20 protein-coding genes are annotated in these 18,046 nt (G+C 35.9%); 18 read left to right on the forward strand and 2 right to left on the reverse strand.

Features of this window, described 5'->3' with window-relative positions:
* The first annotated feature begins 248 nt into the window (after positions 1–248).
* The 6 genes from ACEPXD_RS01705 to ACEPXD_RS01730 all read left to right on the forward strand — a co-directional run bounded on the left by ACEPXD_RS01705 (position 249) and on the right by ACEPXD_RS01730 (position 6,321).
* Positions 249–1,259 carry an AI-2E family transporter gene (locus tag ACEPXD_RS01705; RefSeq protein ID WP_391119312.1) on the forward strand — a complete coding sequence of 337 codons (1,011 nt, stop codon included), beginning with the start codon at positions 249–251 and terminating at the stop codon, positions 1,257–1,259.
* Positions 1,256–2,305 (forward strand): selenide, water dikinase SelD, encoded by a 1,050-nt coding sequence (gene selD, locus ACEPXD_RS01710; protein WP_391119313.1) that lies wholly within the window; start codon positions 1,256–1,258, stop codon positions 2,303–2,305. Before ACEPXD_RS01705 ends, selD begins: the two co-directional genes overlap by 4 nt.
* Before the next feature lie 31 nt (positions 2,306–2,336).
* Positions 2,337–3,374, forward strand: coding sequence for a tRNA 2-selenouridine(34) synthase MnmH (gene mnmH, locus ACEPXD_RS01715; RefSeq protein ID WP_391119314.1), 1,038 nt, complete (start codon positions 2,337–2,339; stop codon positions 3,372–3,374).
* A 329-nt stretch (positions 3,375–3,703) separates the two neighbouring features.
* Positions 3,704–5,125 (forward strand): NAD-dependent succinate-semialdehyde dehydrogenase, encoded by a 1,422-nt coding sequence (locus tag ACEPXD_RS01720; RefSeq protein ID WP_391119315.1) that lies wholly within the window; start codon positions 3,704–3,706, stop codon positions 5,123–5,125.
* A 102-nt stretch (positions 5,126–5,227) separates the two neighbouring features.
* Positions 5,228–5,632 carry a group-specific protein gene (locus tag ACEPXD_RS01725; RefSeq protein WP_391119317.1) on the forward strand — a complete coding sequence of 135 codons (405 nt, stop codon included), beginning with the start codon at positions 5,228–5,230 and terminating at the stop codon, positions 5,630–5,632.
* Complete coding sequence (locus tag ACEPXD_RS01730; RefSeq protein ID WP_391119319.1) at positions 5,629–6,321, forward strand: Type 1 glutamine amidotransferase-like domain-containing protein; 693 nt, start codon at positions 5,629–5,631, stop codon at positions 6,319–6,321. Before ACEPXD_RS01725 ends, ACEPXD_RS01730 begins: the two co-directional genes overlap by 4 nt.
* Positions 6,322–6,884: 563 nt before the next feature.
* On the opposite strand, the gene ACEPXD_RS01735 is transcribed toward ACEPXD_RS01730, so the two are convergent.
* Complete coding sequence (locus ACEPXD_RS01735; protein ID WP_391119321.1) at positions 6,885–7,517, reverse strand: alpha/beta hydrolase; 633 nt, start codon at positions 7,515–7,517, stop codon at positions 6,885–6,887.
* A 114-nt stretch (positions 7,518–7,631) separates the two neighbouring features.
* Here ACEPXD_RS01735 and ACEPXD_RS01740 point away from each other — a divergent pair, with 114 nt between their 5' ends.
* Entirely contained in the window at positions 7,632–7,865 is a 234-nt protein-coding gene (locus ACEPXD_RS01740; protein ID WP_391119323.1) for a hypothetical protein, read from the forward strand.
* A gap of 184 nt (positions 7,866–8,049) precedes the next feature.
* On the opposite strand, the gene ACEPXD_RS01745 is transcribed toward ACEPXD_RS01740, so the two are convergent.
* Positions 8,050–8,964, reverse strand: coding sequence for a DMT family transporter (locus ACEPXD_RS01745; RefSeq protein ID WP_391119324.1), 915 nt, complete (start codon positions 8,962–8,964; stop codon positions 8,050–8,052).
* Positions 8,965–9,213: 249 nt separating this feature from the next.
* Here ACEPXD_RS01745 and ACEPXD_RS01750 point away from each other — a divergent pair, with 249 nt between their 5' ends.
* From ACEPXD_RS01750 to ACEPXD_RS01800, 11 genes are all read left to right on the forward strand, one after another.
* Entirely contained in the window at positions 9,214–9,471 is a 258-nt protein-coding gene (locus ACEPXD_RS01750) for a metal-sensitive transcriptional regulator (RefSeq protein ID WP_151698591.1), read from the forward strand.
* Between the two features lie 83 nt (positions 9,472–9,554).
* A complete protein-coding gene (locus ACEPXD_RS01755; RefSeq protein ID WP_391119326.1) occupies positions 9,555–9,896 on the forward strand; it encodes a rhodanese-like domain-containing protein in 342 nt (113 codons plus the stop codon).
* Between the two features lie 16 nt (positions 9,897–9,912).
* Positions 9,913–10,209, forward strand: a complete 297-nt coding sequence (locus ACEPXD_RS01760) for a rhodanese-like domain-containing protein (protein ID WP_391122948.1) — start codon at positions 9,913–9,915, stop codon at positions 10,207–10,209.
* 49 nt (positions 10,210–10,258) lie between these two features.
* Complete coding sequence (locus ACEPXD_RS01765; protein ID WP_391119328.1) at positions 10,259–10,822, forward strand: sulfurtransferase TusA family protein; 564 nt, start codon at positions 10,259–10,261, stop codon at positions 10,820–10,822.
* Positions 10,823–10,839: 17 nt separating this feature from the next.
* Entirely contained in the window at positions 10,840–11,235 is a 396-nt protein-coding gene (locus tag ACEPXD_RS01770; protein WP_391119330.1) for a DsrE/DsrF/DrsH-like family protein, read from the forward strand.
* A 70-nt stretch (positions 11,236–11,305) separates the two neighbouring features.
* A complete protein-coding gene (locus ACEPXD_RS01775) occupies positions 11,306–12,433 on the forward strand; it encodes an MBL fold metallo-hydrolase (protein ID WP_391119332.1) in 1,128 nt (375 codons plus the stop codon).
* Positions 12,434–12,465: 32 nt separating this feature from the next.
* Complete coding sequence (locus ACEPXD_RS01780; RefSeq protein WP_391119334.1) at positions 12,466–12,693, forward strand: sulfurtransferase TusA family protein; 228 nt, start codon at positions 12,466–12,468, stop codon at positions 12,691–12,693.
* Between the two features lie 57 nt (positions 12,694–12,750).
* On the forward strand, positions 12,751–13,527 hold the full coding sequence (locus ACEPXD_RS01785; protein ID WP_391119336.1) for a sulfite exporter TauE/SafE family protein: 777 nt from the start codon (positions 12,751–12,753) through the stop codon (positions 13,525–13,527).
* 428 nt (positions 13,528–13,955) lie between these two features.
* The gene (locus tag ACEPXD_RS01790; RefSeq protein WP_391119338.1) at positions 13,956–15,179 is read left to right on the forward strand and encodes an ATP-grasp domain-containing protein; all 1,224 of its coding nucleotides are present in this window, start codon (positions 13,956–13,958) and stop codon (positions 15,177–15,179) included.
* Between the two features lie 87 nt (positions 15,180–15,266).
* Positions 15,267–15,713, forward strand: a complete 447-nt coding sequence (locus ACEPXD_RS01795) for a CotY/CotZ family spore coat protein (RefSeq protein WP_225986135.1) — start codon at positions 15,267–15,269, stop codon at positions 15,711–15,713.
* Between the two features lie 147 nt (positions 15,714–15,860).
* Positions 15,861–18,029: a YheC/YheD family protein gene (locus ACEPXD_RS01800; RefSeq protein ID WP_391119341.1), complete on the forward strand. Its 2,169-nt coding sequence runs from the start codon at positions 15,861–15,863 to the stop codon at positions 18,027–18,029.
* Positions 18,030–18,046 lie beyond the last annotated feature (17 nt).

Consider the following 18,046-nt stretch of genomic DNA (forward strand, 5'->3'; position numbering starts at 1 on the left):
AGAAACCATAGGAGCGGGAAGTGACACAGTCACTTCCCGCTCCTATAGTTAAAAGCAATTAAAAAACGACTCTATACCGAGTACCTAGTGTTTTATCACCATATTACCTAGTAATTTTCTGAATACTTTTTGTTAATCGACAGATGTGTAAAAATACGCCCTTTTATTCTTGTAATATGTTTCGTACAGGGTGATACTAAAAATATAAAGATTCAAATCAAACTATTTATTAGGGAGTAATGTTTAAAATGTCTGGGATAACAGAAGTTTTTCAAAAAAAGGGAGTAAAAAGAGTTATTATTTTTGGTTTAATTGTATTACTTCTGTTTAGTGTGAAAAGTATGATCAATTTGATTTTACTTACGTTTATTTTTACATTTTTAATGGATCAACTCGTAGAATTTGTGGCAAAACGTGTAAGGTTAAAACGTGTATTACTTGTTGTTTTAATGTATTCACTAATTGTCAGCTTGTTGGTATTAGGGTTAGTGAAATACTTGCCTATTATTACGGTAGAAGTAAGCCAACTTGTGAAACGAGTCACCACCTTTTACACACAGCCACATGAAAGTGTTTTGATTAATTATATAGTATCATTTATCTCTACTAATCAGATTACCGCCTATTTAGAGAATGGTTTATCTTTTCTACTGAAATCTTTTACGGATATTAGTAAAATTAGTGTCCAAGTTCTAATAGCTTTGATATTGAGTTTGTTTTTTTTATTGGAGAAGCCACGTTTAAAAGAGTTCACTGCTAAGTTTAAGGATAGCAAGATTGCTCCTTTTTATTATGAAATTGAGTTTTTTGGAAAAAAATTTACCCGTACTTTTGGAAAAGTAATTGAGGCTCAGTTTATCATTGCCATCATTAATGGGGGTTTGTCAGTAATCGCAATGATAGTTTTGGGGTTTCCTCAAATATTTGGTTTAGCAATTGTCGTCTTCTTTTTAGGGCTTATACCAGTTGCTGGGGTAATTATTTCACTAATTCCCCTATGCTTAGTTGCATATACAATTGGAGGATTTATAAAGGTTATTTACATTGTTATTGCTATTGCAATTATACATGCAATAGAAGCATACTTTTTGAATCCTAAACTGATGTCTTCAAAAACGGATTTGCCGGTTTTTTATACTTTTGTAGTGCTTATTTTTTCGCAAAATTTCTTTGGAGTATGGGGATTGATTATTGGAATACCAGTATTTGTTTTCTTACTGGATGTTCTTGAGGTGACAAATAAGGAGGAATTAATATGAAAAAGTATGATTCAATAAAACTGACCTCTCTTACTTCTAAAGGAGGTTGTGGTTGTAAAATAGGACCCGCCGATTTGGAACAAGTTTTACGTAAGTTACCAGTGTCTCTTCCGAATCCAAACTTACTAGTTGGGTTAGATACGAGCGATGATGCAGGTGTATATCGATTAAATGATACAACCGCCATTGTACAGACGGTAGATTTTTTCACACCGATTGTGGATAATCCTTATGATTTTGGACAAATTGCAGCTACTAATGCAATTAGTGATGTCTATGCAATGGGAGGAACACCGATCACCGCTCTTAATATCGTAGCTTTTCCAATTTCGACTTTAGACAAAGGGATTCTAAGTGAAATACTTCGAGGAGCTGGGGATAAATTAAATGAAGCAGGTGTAACCTTAGTAGGTGGTCACTCGATTGATGACAAGGAACCGAAATTTGGTCTGGCTGTTACTGGCGTTGTACATCCGGATAAAATAAAAACGAATGCGGGTGCTAAAGTAGGCGATAAACTAATTCTAACAAAGCCTATTGGTGTGGGTATATACACGACATCGCTTAAAAATAATTTGTTGTCGGAAGAAGAAATCGCACAGGTAACTAAGGTTATGACGACACTAAATAAGACAGCTGCCGAGGTAATGTCGGGATATGATGTTCATGCAACGACTGATGTGACTGGATTTGGGTTACTAGGACATGCTTCTGAAATGGCTAAAGGAAGTAATGTAGGTTTATGCATTTATTATGATCAAGTACCAGTTTTACCGAGAGTGAAAGAGCTTGCAGTAGCTGGTTCAGTACCTGGTGGAACTAAAAATAACTTTTTACATTTAGCAGATGTTGTCACGTATCCTAAATCATTGGATCAAATTGATCAATGGATTTTATGTGATGCTGTTACATCCGGAGGTCTTTTGATATCAATTGCTAATGATGAAGCAAATGAACTCGTTAAGGAGCTTCAAGAAAAAGGTGTCGATGCACGAATTATAGGTGAAGTCACAGAAGAGTATATAGGAAAAATTCGAGTACAATAATTTGATAAAATTGGTCTAGAAGGTGAAAGTTTTGTTTCATGAGATTCCGTTAACTGATTTATTCGCTTTGCAAAAAAAAGAAAGTCACTTAATAATTGATGTGCGCTCTCCTAAGGAATTTAATGAGTCAACCATTCCTGGAAGTATAAATGTCCCTGTTTTTAATGATGAAGAGCGTGCAGAAGTAGGGACGATCTATAAACAAGTTGGAGCGAAAGAGGCGAGTGAAAGAGGTTTAGTTATTTTTTCTCAGAAGCTCCCAGCTTTTATTTCTGAGTTTAAACAGTTAGAAACGCCATTTACCGTTTTTTGTTGGCGCGGAGGAATGCGCAGTAAAACTGCAGCTACTGTACTAGATTTAATGGGGTTCCAAGTAAACCGCCTAACCGGAGGAATTCGTACCTACCGCCAATGGGTTGCGCATGAGTTAGAGAAGGAAGAATTCACACCAAAACTAATTGTATTAAATGGATACACTGGATCAGGTAAAACGGCAATTTTGAAACGATTATCTAAGGAAGGATTTCCAGTGATCGATCTGGAGGGAATGGCTGGGCATAGAGGATCTATCTTTGGTCAAATAGGTCTAGAGCCAAGCAACCAGACCAAATTTGACTCTCTTCTCCTTACTGAAATGTTACGTTATCAAGGCGAGCCTTACGTTTTTATAGAAGGGGAAAGTAAGCGAATTGGGAAAGTCGGTATGCCGCAATTTCTATATGAACAAAAAGAACGAGGACTACAATTGGTGATTAATCTTCCAATCGAGGTAAGGGTTCAAAATATTATAGATGACTATCGACCGTGGGAATCGCCTCAGTATTTTAAAGAAGCTTTCCAATTGATCAAAAAACGAATTCATACACCAGTTGCTAAACAAATCGAGGTTAATTTGGATAATGAGGATTTTGCCCTCGCAACTCAGCTTTTGCTAGAGTATTACTATGATTCCAAATATGAATATTCGGGAAGTCACATTCTTGAGCAACAAAAAACTATCATTGATGCAGTAGATATAGAAGATGCTTACGAAAAAGTACTATATGAAATAAAACAAATAGCTCGGTAAACTTGGGTACCTGTTTTTAAAGTAATTTCGAATTATTTTAAAACTGGTACTTATTATTTTGCGCGCGTGGATAAAAAAGAAATCTACTATTCTTTCAATGGACTTCCTATGCATAATGGAATAGAATATATAATAGACAGAAAATTTTGATATATAGAAGTTATAAAGTCACATGTTGTGCTTTACCACATCTTACGAAGGTAAGTGAAGTAGCTATGATTTTGGAAATAATGATATAGAAGATGAGGCTTGGAACCGTTTGATTAGTTACTATCAAGCGTTTTTTATATTTCATTTGGCTTATAAAATTAGTATGGAAGGGTGATTACATGTCGAAGCCGTATTACATGATTATTAATGGAGAAGATATTGGGAAAGACCTGCCTGTTATAGAAGTTAGTAACCCTGCTACAGAAGAAATATTCGCCACTGTTCCGAAAGGTGGGGTCAAAGAAGCGGTTGAAGCAGTTGATGCAGCTTATGAAGCATATGGAAAATGGTCAGCATTTTCTGCATATGAAAGAAGTGAACGAATACAAGATTGGTATATTCTGATTAAAGAACATACAGAGGATCTTGCCAAAACGATGACGGAGGAGCAAGGAAAACCTCTTGCAGAGGCTCGTGGGGAAATCAATTATGCAAATGGTTTTATTTCCTGGTATGCAGAAGAGGGCAAGCGAATTTATGGAGAAATTATCCCGGCAACCCAACAAAATAAACGACTTTTTGTGCATAAACAACCAGTTGGAGTTGTTGCAGTGATAACCCCTTGGAATTTTCCTGCTGCAATGATTACAAGAAAAGTAGGTCCGGCACTTGCTGCGGGTTGTACTGTAGTAATTAAACCAGCTGGTCAAACCCCACTTACAGCTATAAAGCTAGTCCAGTTAGCAAAAGAAGCAGGTATCCCTAACGGAGTAGTAAATGTAGTGACTGGAGATTCTAAAGCAATTGGAGATGCTTGGCTTGAAGACACACGGGTTCGTAAACTTACTTTTACGGGTTCTACAGAAGTAGGAAAATTACTGATGAAGAACGCAGCTGATACAGTAAAAAAAGTATCGCTTGAACTAGGGGGACATGCTCCTTCTATCATCATGGAAGATTGTGATTTAGAGAAAACTGTGGAAAATGTGCTTGCTGCCAAATTCCGAAATGCTGGCCAAACTTGTGTATGTATCAATCGTGTGTATGTGCAAGAGTCTATTGCAAATGAATTTACTGAGTTACTTTTAGAGAAGGCGAAACAGTTGAAGATTGGCAATGGCCTTGAAGAGGGTGTGACGATAGGACCGCTAATCGATGATTCTGCTGTTCGAAAAGCGCTGGAGCATGTAGAGGATGCGGTATCAAAAGGAGCAGAAGTGAAACTTGGTGGGAAAAGAAAAGAAGGTCTATTCTTTGAACCAACTATTTTGACGAATGTAACAGATGATATGCAATGCATGCAAGAGGAAACGTTTGGACCCGTTATACCAATCAGCACGTTTAAGGACGAAGAAGAGGCAGTAAGACGTGCAAATGATTCCATATATGGGCTTGCCGCATATGTTTTTACGGAAAATATATCTAGAGGAATTCGTATTACAGAAAAACTGGAATACGGCATTATTGGTTTAAATGATGGACTTCCATCAACCCCTCAAGCCCCATTTGGAGGATTTAAGCAAAGTGGTCTTGGACGTGAAGGCGGTCACCATGGGATGGATGAATATTTAGAAATAAAATACGTTTCACTAGGTTTATAGATAATGCAATCGACTTGTGATTCAACTATTCAGAATAGTTGAATCACAAGTCTTTTTTCATGTTATTATAAATAAAATGAGAGAAGAGTTAGGTGATTATACATGAAGTTTTATGTGGGATCAGGTTTAAAAAATACAGAACAAGTGAGAGAAGTTGGAGGAAAGCTTAAAAACATAGGGTGGAACCAAACGTATGACTGGACACAAAATGAACGAGCAAATAACCTTGCAGATTTAATGCGTATTGGAACACTGGAAAAAGAGGCGATAAAGGATGCTGATTATGTCATTATTTTATTGCCTGGTGGTAAAGGAAGTCATATTGAATTAGGGATGGCTATCGCACTGGAAAAACAAATTTTTCTTTACTCACCTCATGGAGAAGCGATGGATATGGAAACTACAAGTACGTTTTATCACTTAGCAGAAGTGAACATTTGCACAGGCTCTGTTGAGGAACTTATTTCGATAGTACAGGGAAATAGTCAAATGGAGGTAAATAGATGAGGCAAATTATTGCAATGGGTGGTGGCGGTTTCTCAATGGAACCTGAAAATCCACTATTAGATCGATATATTTTAAAACAATCAAAAAGTAATAGACCGAAGATTTGCTTTATCGGGACGGCTAGCGGTGATGTAGAAAGCTATATCGAAAAGTTTTATAATTTTTTTCAAAAAGAAGAATGTGAGCCGGCACATTTGTCGTTATTTAAACCTCATACTCGTGATATTCAAAAGTTCATTATGGAACAGGATATCTTGTATGTAGGTGGAGGCAACACAAAAAACCTGATGGCTCTTTGGAAAGAGTGGGAACTGGACGTGGCTATTCGACAAGCTTATGAAAACGGTACAATCTTGTCCGGTCTGAGTGCTGGATCCCTTTGTTGGTTTGAGGAAGGTGTAACGGACTCCTACGGCGACGAACTTGAACCTATTTCGTGCCTTGGTTTGATACAAGGAAGTCATTGTCCGCATTATGATGGGGAGGAAGATAGACGACCAGCTTATCAGAAGTTTATTCGAGAAAATATCATAGGAGCAGGATATGCTGCAGACGACGGGGCTGCTCTGCATTTCATAGATGAAAAATTACACACAGTGGTGAGCTCTCGTCCACATGCTAGTGGATATCTTGTGGATAAAGACAAAGAAGAAAAGTTATCCACAACCTATTTAGGTACAGAAAACTAATCAAAACGAAGAAGGAAATATCAATTATTAACCTAGACTCAAGTTAGGCAATCAACTCTCTATTGGAATTAATTGCTCTAACTAGGAATCTAGTAATAGTAGGACTTACAAAGGCTAGGTCTTAATTGTTTTTTACTTTTTCCTTACACAGTTTACATGAATCGGTGAATGTATGATTAGAGTATGTGGTACTAGAGAAAAATAGATAGCATCCATTACTAAAGAAGCGCTGAGCGGACGAAATTGTATCTTCGTCCGCTTTTAAAAGAATAAGATAGGATTTATTCTCTCATTAACCAAACCTAATGCAACATGTCACTACCTATCTCAAGAGAGCGACGGACAAACAACCGCCACAAGATTACTGAAAAAAATAGCTCGTGAAGTGACGCAATCACTTCACGAGCTAAATTACTACGGTAATAGTGTAGCCGATATTTCATCCAAAGCACTCTGGAAATAGTAAAGACAATATGTACCTAAAGGACGCTTGCGTTTTTCTTATTTATTGCATGACTTTATCTCGTAAAGTCTAATTCTAAAAAGTCTCAAACTCATATATATTAATTCTCTTCTTTCAAAAACAAGACTAAATCACGAAGATTCTCCTGCGTTACCCCATGACCCTCTTCGTATGTTTTGTACGTCACGCTCGCTCCTTGTGCCTCAAAGTAATTTTTGCTTTCCAAACTTAATTGAGATGGAATCACATAATCATAGTCCCCGTGTGAAATAAAAATATTCAAATGATCGACAGGATGCTTACTATATTCATCCTTCACATATTCAGGTAAATAGCCACTTAATGCAACTACCCCACTAATTACACTGCCCATTGTTAATGCTAAAGTTTGTGCTAAAACAGCACCTTGACTAAAGCCGAGTACGTATATATGGTCCAAATTAAGATCGAACTCCTCAATAGCCTCATATATAAAAGATTGAATATAAGTGACCACCTTATCAAATATGTCACGATCTGGCTTGTCTTCTTCATCAGTTGTGAAAAAAGCATAACCTGGTTTAAAAACAATAGGTCCACGCAAACTAAATATATGATGGGTCTTCTCGAATTCAGTAACAAGCTGTGGCAAATCATCTTCATTGCTTCCCATACCGTGTAACAAAAAGATGGCCGGCTGTTTTTCTTCTGTAATTTGTGGTGCTGTATGTTTGTATGTAAAAGGTGATTTCATTCATTATTCTTCCTTTCAAGCTTAAGTACATCCATTTTAACATAATGGACTGATTAGCTTAAAAGATTGGTTTTTGGATATCCTAATGAAAATGTATGTTAGGAGATAAGTATCGTGAAGGAATTTAAAGTCACTTATTTTTTTGATGAAGAGCATTATATAAGGAGATTTATTCACATGGAGTCTCAACAAAAAGCGGAAGAACTAGTTCAAAGTGAGCGGGATAGCTATATTTCATTTACAGATAGCAGAGGAATTTACCATGAACTGGATACTCTAGGCGTTCGAGTAATTCAAATTTCCGAATACCATAGAATTGATAAGACGAAAAAAGGGGCTATTCAATAAGTCACAATTAAACTTATTGAACAACCTCTTCTCGTGCTGTATCGAAATAGAATATTCAGTTAAACCATCGCATTTCACAAATAAATACGGAAAGGGATTGTCCGGTTTCCATTTCCAACTTAATAAAAAAAGCAAATAGGTCAGTCTAAAAAGTCGTTATTACTAGCTTTCTAGACTTTCTCTTTTAGATTTTATGTCTCTTATTGGAAATTAGCCTCCGATTTCTCCCGTATAAATGTACGATAAGTACACCTAAAATGGCAATAAGCCCTCCAACTATCGAAAGAATTGCTGGCAACTCTTTTAACCAAATCCAGGCTACTAAAATGGCGATAACTGGTTCCGCGTACAGTAGGCTAGACAATGAGCTAGCTTTACTCATGGATAGTGCAATTGCCCAAGTTAAGTATGCAACGGCAGTAGGGAAGATCCCGATATAAATTGCAGACAAATTGGCTTCCAGCGTTGCATGCTGAATGTCATGCAGAAGACCAGGAGCAAACACGAGAAAAGGAATTGTGCCGGCCCAAGTAAAATAAGCAGTTAGCTCAATAGGATTGTATTTTAAAAGCAAAGGCTTTTGGTAAACAAAAAATACAGATGTAGCAATAGCAGCTATAATAACTAAAAATACTCCTGGAGAGATGTTAAATATGGAATCCCCAGTACCTATTCCAATCAATAAAATACCAATAAATCCGAATCCTAATCCAAACCATCCAATCTTTCCAAGACGCTCTTTTAACACAAGTACCGCAATGACTGTTGTAAAAATGGGTGCAGAACCTATTAACATCCCTGCGGTACCAGCTGAAATAGTCAATTGTCCATATGTGACACATATATGATACACGCTAATTCCAATCCATCCAAGAAGGAGTATTTTTAAAATATCTTCTTTTCGTGGTAATTGGAAATTAATTCCAGGAAAAAAGGCTATAACGCCAAAGATGAAGGAAGCAATAATAAAACGGAATAAAATCAAATGCCCAGCCGAATAGCCTCCGTGTAAACTAGCGCTTATAGACGCAAAACTGGATCCCCAAATAAAGACAGTGAATGCTGCCAATATGAAAGCTTTCTTATTCAAATTTCCCACCAGACTTTCTACTACTTTGTAACTTAATAAAGCAACTTATCTTACAATAAAAATCAACAGAAAACAACATATTAGTAAAGATGATATTCGGTTTTCATATCCTACAAAGGAAGTATTGAGTAATAATGAGAAATTGACTTTTATAAACAAAGACAATATTAATCGTTGACATTATACCCTAGTGGGTATAATATGTTTCTTGTAAGTCGCCTTCAAACCGATAACTTTTTTGAAAGGAGGTCGTCCAAAATGTACGATGCAAAAACAGTAAACCGTGTCAAGCGTATAGAAGGACAATTGCGAGGGATTTTAAGGATGATGGAAGAAGGAAAAGATTGTAAAGAAGTGGTCACTCAGCTTTCGGCAGTTCGTTCGGCAGCGGATCGTACGATTGGTGTGATCGTAAGTAATAACCTACTAGAATGCGTGCAAAATGCAGAAGGTAATTCAGATAAGCTGAATTCAGTTATTCAGGAAGCGATGAATTTAGTAGTTAAGAGCCGATAAAACGGCTTTTATATTTCAGTAAAATAATACCCTTATAGGTATAGATGCATAGACGTAATAATAAATAAAGGAGAGAGAATATAATGGGATGGATTTTTATCGTAATAATTGTCGCTTTCTTCGTTTGGAAGATGATGCCTTCTAAAGGTGTTAAAACAATTACGACAGCAGAGTTAAAAAATATATTGGACGACCAAGAAAAAGTATTTGTCGATGTAAGAACTCCTGCTGAATTTAAGTCACGAAACATTCGACAATTTACAAATATACCATTAGGTTCATCTTTTGATAAATTACCGAAAAATAAAGAAATAGTGGTTATTTGTCAAAGTGGGATGCGGAGTAATAATGCTTGTAAACAACTAAAAAAAATAGGTTTTGAACATGTAACAAATGTCCGCGGTGGCATGAGTGCGTGGAATTAAAAGGAGGATAAAAATGATGAAAGAAATTACAGCAAAAGAAGTGGAGCAAAAGTTAGTGAAAGGTGAGACTTTACAAATAATTGATGTACGAGAAGTGGATGAAGTAGCTAGTAGGAAAATCCCGGGTATTATTCATATTCCACTTGGTTTATTAGAATTCCGTATGAATGAATTATCTAAAACAGAGTCTTATATTATAGTATGTCGTTCAGGTGGTCGTAGCGGTAGAGCGACACAATTTTTAGCGGATCAAGGTTTTGATGTAACGAATATGACTGGTGGTATGCTGGCTTGGGAAGGAGAAGTGCGATAAAAAATTTTCGATCAAATAATACCCGTAGTGGTATATAGGGGGAGCAAAAATGAGTTTAAAAGTAGATTTTACGTTAGACGCAAAGGGTCTCGCTTGTCCCATGCCAATTGTAAAAACGAAAAAAGCGATGAATGACTTGGTAGATGGTCAAATTTTAGAAGTTGTAGCGACAGATAAAGGGTCTAAAGCAGATCTTGCTGCATGGTCTGAATCAGTAGGTCACCAATATATTGGGACTACGGAAGAAGGTGACGTGCTAAAGCATTATATTCGCAAATGTTCGAACGATACTGTTATAGAAAAGCAGCATGAGCAAGTAATTCATATAGATGAGCTTCTAACAAAAGTTTCAGAGGGCGGTATCATTTTAGATGTTCGCGAAGAAGCAGAATATGCCTTTGGACATATCGAAGGAGCAAAGTCCATTCCAATGGGTGATTTAGAAAAACGAATGGACGAATTAGATAAAAATCAAGCAATTTATGTTATTTGCAGAACAGGGAAACGTAGTGATTTAGCCTCGCAAAAGCTATCAAACAGTGGTTTTGCAAAGGTGTGGAATGTAATTCCTGGAATGACGCAGTGGACAGGAAAAATAAAAAAAACAATATAAATTTGGAGGAATACAAAATGACAAACAAAGTAGCGATTATAGCAAGTAATGGTGGACTTTTCGATGCATATAAAGTATTTAATATCGCAACAGCTGCAGCGGCAACTGAAAAAGAAGTAGAAATTTTCTTCACATTCGAAGGTTTAAATTTAATTCATAAACAAGGGATGCATGCACTCCCAATGCCAGAAGGACGCGAAGCAATAGCAGAGGGGTTTGCAAAAACAAACGTTCCAAGTATTCCTCAATTAGTTGAAATGGCACAAGAATTAGGTGTTAAATTCATTGGGTGTCAAATGACGATGGATGTAATGGGCTTAACGAAGGGAGATTTCGTGGACGGAATCGAAGTTGGTGGAGCAGTAACATTTTTAGAATTTGCAAAAGATGCAGCACCAACACTAACGTTTTAATTTTTTAAAGGGGAATTAATCCTCTCTAAAAAAATTTCTAAAAAATAATACCTGTGGGGGTAAGTTTAAAGTGACTTTATATAAATGGACAGCAGAAGAAGTAGCAAAGAAAGTAATAAACAATGAAGAACTATTTATTTTAGATGTACGAAATGCTGATGCTTTTGCAGATTGGAAAATCGAAGGCCATAAATTTGAGTATTTAAATATACCTTATTTTGAATTACTTGATGGGGTTGAAGAGATATTATCCACCATTCCAACAGATAAACAGTTACTAGTTGTTTGTGCAAAGGAAGGTTCATCCATCATGGTAGCAGAGATGATTTCAGATGAAGGAAGTGATGCTGCGTATCTAGAAGGTGGAATGAAATCTTGGAGTGAATATTTAGAGCCAATAAAAGTAAGTGATCTGGAAAACGATGGGGAGCTTTATCAATTCGTGCGCCTAGGGAAAGGTTGTCTTTCTTATATGGTTATATCAAATGGAGAAGCAGCGATTATTGATGCAACCCGTATGGTTGATGTATTTACAAACTTTGCAGCGAGCAAACAAGTAAAGATAACGAATGTATTTGATACACACTTACACGCTGACCATATTTCAGGAGGTCGTCATATTGCAGCTCTAACTGGTGCAACTTACTTCTTACCACCAAAAGATGCAGAAGAAGTAGTATTTGAATACACACCTTTAGTAGATGGAAATGAAGTGAAAATCGGTAACACAACTATTGCGATTCAAGCTTTATACTCACCAGGACATACTATTGGTTCAACATCTTTTATTGTAGATGACAAATTCTTGTTAACTGGTGATATTTTATTTATCGATTCGATTGGTAGACCGGATTTAGCTGGTCTTGCTCAGGATTGGGTTGGAGATCTTCGTGAAACGCTGTATAGTCGTTATCGTGAACTTCCAAGTGAGTTAATCGTATTACCTGCACATTTTATGATTATAGATGAATTAAACGAAAATGGTACTGTGGCAAAACGTCTAGGTGATTTATTCGAAGAAAACCATGGTTTAAATATGAAGGACGAAGGAGAATTCCGTAGCATGGTGACGGATAACTTGCCACCACAACCACATGCATATCAAGAAATTCGTCATGTAAATATGGGGAAAATTACGCCATCCGCTGTAGATCAAACAGAAATGGAAATTGGACCAAACCGTTGTGCTGTCCGGTAATTTAAAAAATATTAACTAAAGGAGATTCAAATATGAATTCAACTAAAGTATTAGATGCAAAAGGATTAGCTTGTCCGATGCCAATTATTCGAACGAAAAAGGCTATGGATACAATTGATTCAGGTGAAATATTAGAAATCCACCTGACAGATAAAGGTGCTATAGCTGACATTCCAGCTTGGGCTGCTTCAGGTGGGCATAACATTTTAGAACATACACAAGAAGATGATGTATTAAAATTTTGGATTAAAAAAGCATAAGAATAGGGAGGGAGGCAGAGATATTGCTTCTCTTTTTTAGATAGGAGGTCAAGGATTATGGATATAGCATGGATTATTACCATTTTGTTATTGGGTATTGTGGGATCATTTATTTCTGGGCTACTCGGAATTGGTGGGGCAATTATTAATTTCCCTATGCTTTTGTATATTCCACCAATGTTAGGATTTACTGCGTTCACGGCTCATGAGGTATCAGGTATTAGTGCCCTTCAAGTATTGTTTGCATCCATTTCGGGTGTGTGGGCGTACCGCAAAGGAAGTTATTTAAATAAACAACTTATAATTTATATGGGTGTTGCCATTTTAACAGGTAGTTTCTTCGGTAGTTTTACTTCACAATCGTTATCGGAAGCTAGTGTAAATATCGTATATGGCGTGCTTGCACTTATCGCAGCAATAATGATGTTTGTCCCTAAAAAGAATATTGATGACATTCCATTAGAACAAGTGTCATTTAATAAATTTTTAGCAGCTAGTCTAGCGTTAATTGTCGGCATTGGCTCAGGAATTGTGGGAGCTGGAGGAGGATTTTTATTAGTACCAATTATGCTCGTTGTATTAAGAATTCCAACAAGGATGACAATTGCAACAAGTCTGGCGGTTACTTTTTTCTCATCCATTGGTGCTACAATTGGTAAGGTAACAACAGGTCAAGTCGAGTATTTGCCAGCAGTAATTTTGATTGTTGCTAGCCTAATTGCAGCCCCACTTGGCGTGAAAATGGGTAAACGCATGAATACAAAAATACTTCAAATGATTTTGGTGGTACTGATTTTGGTAACGGTGATCAAAATCTGGATAGATATTCTATAATAGAGGCAACTTGAAGTGGAAAATTCTTCAAGCTCCTAAAAAATTGATAGCATCCATTGATAAAGAAGCGCTGAGCGGACGAAATTGTATCTTCGTCCGCTTTTAAAATAATAGGATTTATTCTCTAATTATCCAAACCAAATGCATCATGTCTTTACACATTTCAAGAGGGCGACGGACCACATCTGCCACAAGATTACCGAAAAAAGTGTAGCTGGAAGTGATGCAGTCACTTCCAGCTACATAATTCCAAGGGTAATAGTGTAGCCAATGTTTCGTCCAAAGTACTCTGGAAATAGTAAAAACAAGATGCACTTAAAGGATGCTGCGTTTTTCCTATTGATGGTAGGCGATAATAATTGTCGAATTGTCTGAGCATACATATCTTATAGATACAAATGAATCTGAATGAATGGATGGATTCTCGAATGAAAACAATTGTATTTATTGGAAGTAATGAGTTTGGGACAAGTAAAGAAGCTCTTACGATTGCAAAAGAAATGGGGTATTTCGTTGTACTATTTACCGACAAAAGTAAGCTAATGACGAATAATCACGGATTTTCGGAAGTAAATCAGATTATTTTTATGAAAAATTTAATGGATGAACAGCAAGTTATTGATCATATTACAAAGTTAAAAGAAGAAGGAAAACATATTTGTGCATGCCTCAGTTTTATAGATCCATTTGTTTCTTATGCAGCCAGAATATCTAAAAGTGTAGGGTTGGCACGGATTTCAGTAGACTCCCTATATCTAATGGAAAACAAAATAAAGGTTAGAGAAAAGCTTGCAAACCTCCCGATTACCCCTTTTTATATAGCTTTTCATTTTGGTGATTCCCCGAAGGTGTTTGAAATGAAATATAAAGAACATTTCCCTTTAATAGTAAAACCCCCTATTTCCAATGGGTCAAAGGATGTATTATTCGTTAATTCTATAGAAATGCTGGACGATGCTTTAATACTTTTACAAAAAAAACATCCCAAAAGTTCCTTATTAATAGAAGAATACTTACTCGGTCCACAGTTTCTCGCTGAAATTGTAGTTTATAACAATAAAATAACTGTAGTTGGGATAATTGCACAAGAAGTTATTTACAATGGAAGGTTTATTGTTATTGGTTATAAGTTTCCTGCAAGAGTAAATACGGATGATTATAAAAACCTCTGTCAGTCCATATCAAGCATCGTTGAACAAACAGGGCTTACTAACGGATCATGCCATGTAGAGATGAAACTTGTACAAGGAGAATGGAAACTAATCGAAATCAACCCTAGAATGTCAGGAGGAGTAATGAATCGAATCATAGAAGAAGGGACAGGGATTAACCTAGTAAAAGAAATAATAAAAATGTATCTAGGTGAGGAACCTACATTAATAGAAACAAGAAAACAATATGTATACGCTAGATATTTAACGATAGGATCCAGGGGTAAGTTACTCAAAGTCACTGGTAAAGAGCTAGCTTTAATGCATGATGGAGTAAAATACGTTTATATTAAGCCTCTCAAAGGGAAAATCCTAAGCAATCCGTATTCTATGGGCAATCGGTATGCATGCATAATTGCAGCATCTGAATCAGAAGAAAAAGCAGAAGCAATTGCGTTAGCATCTGCAAAAGAAATAAAATTTTATTTAGCTCCAATTTGACTAACAATTTTGGCGAATTGGTCAAGTCTTATCCCGAACATACTTCATAATTATTAATATTATATAAACATAGGAGTAGGGAGGGAGTTGAAAAGTAAAATGAGCAGTAACAAAGAAGAAAGTGAACACGTTTTATGTGGAGCACTTGTCGAATTGAAATCATTTCAGGACTTATTAAAAGATTCTCCAACTAAATATTTTGGTAATTTACTCGCTAAAATAGTTGGCACTGATACGATTCCCTTCTTCTTAATCACGAAAACAGGAGACCTTTTAAGTCTGATTGATACAGATGAGTGCTTTGAAACAAACTATTTTCGAGTTGAGTCTATTGATAGAGAGAAATGCTGTACAACTATTTCATTATTGCGTCCTTTAGATATTGAAGGAAATCTTTGTAATTCTCTTTGTGATGTAGTTAGGTTAGAGAAATCGCCTACGTGTAAAGTAGTTGATTTATCAAGTGTCTGCGCAATCCAACCTCTAGATACTAAGTTGCTAACTAGAAAAATTATTATTGAGCCGAAATGGTAATGACGCATCCTCTCCCTGAGAACTTCTTAGGGAATTTTTTTTACTTTTACTGAAAATTTTATAAAACTGAACGTTTGTCCTTATTCAAAACAAAATGGATGAATTTAATAATTATATAATTGTATAAATTTAAAAGGAGATTATTAAATGACAATAATAGGAATGTTACATCATCGTAGAGATCCCACAACTGTCATCAAGTCTTATGCATATGCGGCAGTTGCTAAGGCGGAAGGGGTCGATTTTTTTTATTTTTCACCAGGCACCGTTAATTTTGTTAATCGATCCATTAGAGGTCAAGTGTATGAAAATGGAAGTTGGAAAGAGAGAATTATGCCTTTTCCGGATGTTATCTATAATGCGGGGAGTCCTGAAAAATTAGTAAAATCAAAAGCAACAATAAATAAATTGAAAAAGGAAATTCCTTTTACAACAAATTCATTAGGAAACAAATGGAACATAAATGAACGACTTAAAGAAGCTAAAGAATTTTCAAACTACTTAATACCTACCGAAGTCGTAAAGAGAATGGATATATTTTACAAATTCATTATTTCTTTTCAGAAAGTAGTGTTAAAACCTATTGACGGTAGAAAAGGAAAAGGTATCTACTTTATTTCTAAAATCGAAGAACGTTATGAAGTAAGGAAGAATGCCGAAAGTGATTTTTACTCAAAGCAACAGTTAGATGAGTTTTTGAAGGATAAGCTATCGAAAGGAACTTTTATCATTCAGCCATATATACAGTCTGTTACTAAATCAGGGCAAGTTTATGACTTTAGGCTACATGTACAAAAAAATGGGGAAGGAAAATGGGTGATTACCACTATTTATCCGAGAATTGCTCCAATCGGTTCTATTATTCCAAATATTAATAACGGTGGCTTCACAAATTATTTAGATCCATTTTTAGAACAGGAATTTAAAGGAGAGGCATTTGATATTAGACGGATGCTAGAACATTTTTCTTTGTCACTAGCGGATCATTTAGATAAATTACAAATGACTAAATACGGAGAGGTTATTGACGAAATCGGTATAGATGTTGGTTTAGATGAGAATTCTAAAATATGGGTTTATGAAGTAAATTGGCGGCCAGGCTGTCCACCAGCATTTTACTTAGAATTAGACGTAGTAATTCATTCTATTCAATATGCAAAGTATGTAGCAGAAAACCAAAGAAAAATAAAAATAGAAATTAGTACATTAAAAAAGAAAAAAATTGAAGAAAAAGGGGAAATTCCAATTATCGCAATTACGGGAAGTGCCGGAAAAACGACCTCAAAAGCATTCCTTGCGTCAATATTATCGAAAAAATGGAACGTTTTTGAGTCTAAAGATTATTGGAATACAACTGAGCACACTAAAAAACATGCAGCAGAAATTAATGATGCCCATGAAGCAGTAGTACTCGAGTATGGAATGGCTTATCCTGGAGTCATTACAGAACACTGTAGCATCATAAAACCTACAATTAGCATTGTGACAAATATCGGACTTGCACATGTTGGAAACTTTGATAGTGATATTAAAGGAGTTGCACATGCAAAATCTGAATTAATACATGGAATGGATCAAAAAGGGATTCTCATTTTAAATAAGGATGATGATAACTCAAAGTATTTGGAGACACAGAATTTCAAAGGAAAAATAATGACAGTCGGTATAAAATCACCTGCTAACTACAGAGCATATGGTGTTCGTTATGTAGAAAACGGAATGAGTTTCAAAATGAAGCTACAAGGGCAAGAAATTACGTTGTTTATTCCGATATTAGGTGAACATCATGTATATAATGCTTTAAATGCAATTGCTGTAGCAGATTACTTAGGATTCACACCAATGGAGATAAAGGCTGGGCTTATTTTTAGAAAACCACCAAGAAGATTAACAGTTTATAACTGTAGCGATAATATTACAGTAATTGATGACACAGTTCACTCCCATCCTCAAGGGGTAAAGGCTGCACTTGATGTACTTTCCAATATAGGAAAACATCGAAAAATAGCTATTATTGGACAAATGAGAGAGTTAGGGGATTTGAGGGAACAAGAATATCGCAAAGTAGGCGAATACGTTTATGAAAAAGGTATTGATCTATTAATCACTTATGGATTTAGGACAGAAGAAATTGGTGATCAAGCAAAATTAAAAGGGTTTACTGCTACAAATATTTATCATTTTACAAAGAAGGAAGCATTACATGAGTTATTGAAAGAGATTGTGAAGAAAGACGACACAATTTTAGTCAAAGGAGCAAGTAAAACTAATATGTTTGATACAGTCCAGTTTTTGGATCAAACATTCAAAGAATAATAATCAATGCCCGAATC

It is taken from the genome of Psychrobacillus sp. L3, assembly GCF_042945595.1.
Classification (GTDB): Bacteria; Bacillota; Bacilli; order Bacillales_A; family Planococcaceae; genus Psychrobacillus.